Consider the following 1,003-nt stretch of genomic DNA (forward strand, 5'->3'; position numbering starts at 1 on the left):
TTGGTCAACTACCTACCCGATTTTAATGTCCAAAGACAGGTCATCGGCTTCTTTGCCTTGGCAAGTGACGTCACATCAATCAAGGCTGCAGAACTTGAACTCAAGCTGGCCGCCAGTGTTTTTGAGAGTACCGTCGAAGGCATTATGGTCACCGATGCGACCGGCATTATCCTTTCGGTAAATCCGGCATTTACTGAAATAACCGGCTATAATGCCCAAGAAGTTATTGGTCAGACTCCAAGCATACTTAAATCCAATCACCACGATCAAGAATTTTATGCCGCATTATGGCAAGATATACGCACTAAAGGTAGTTGGGAAGGCGAAATCTGGAACTGCCGCAAAGACGGCGAGACTTTCCTGGAATGGCAATCCATCACAGTAATCCGCAGCTCAAACGATGAACCGGTGCGCTATGTTTCAGTATTTAATGACATCACCGAGTTTTGGCGAAAGGATGAGCGCATCAGACACTTGGCCTTCCACGATTCATTGACCGATTTGCCTAATCGTACTTTGCTAAAGGAGAGACTCAGCCAACTGATTGATATGACGGCGCGTGATCAACGTAACATCGCTATCATGTTTCTTGACCTTGACGGGTTCAAGGCCGTCAACGATAACCTCGGTCATGCCATTGGCGATGCCTTACTGGTTATAGTGGCAAAGAAACTACTGGCACAAGTACGACAAGTAGATACTGTTGCCAGACTGGGTGGCGACGAATTCATCATTTTGCTCGATAATCCGGCCAGCAGAGAAGACTTGGTAGACATCGCTACCCGCATTATCGAGATCATCAATAAACCTATGGATTTAGGTGGTACATCCCTATCGGTAGGAGTTTCCATCGGAATTTCGGTGCATTCTATTGATAATCATTCGACCGATCAACTAATGAATAACGCCGACACAGCGATGTATGTAGCCAAGAAATCAGGAAAGAATACCTACCGATTCTTCAATCCAACGATGACCGCACTATTAAGCGATAGTGATGACT

The 1,003-nt window shown here is 45.8% G+C and carries 1 protein-coding gene; it reads left to right on the forward strand.

The genetic code is table 11. The features are described from left to right. Positions 1-1,003, forward strand: a 1,003-nt coding sequence (locus N7974_RS20635) for a sensor domain-containing diguanylate cyclase (RefSeq protein ID WP_262967409.1), incomplete at both ends; no start/stop codon positions are given.

Origin of the sequence: Methylobacter psychrophilus (assembly GCF_025583945.1) — a bacterium.
In the GTDB taxonomy this organism is placed as follows: Bacteria; Pseudomonadota; Gammaproteobacteria; order Methylococcales; family Methylomonadaceae; genus Methylobacter_C; species Methylobacter_C psychrophilus.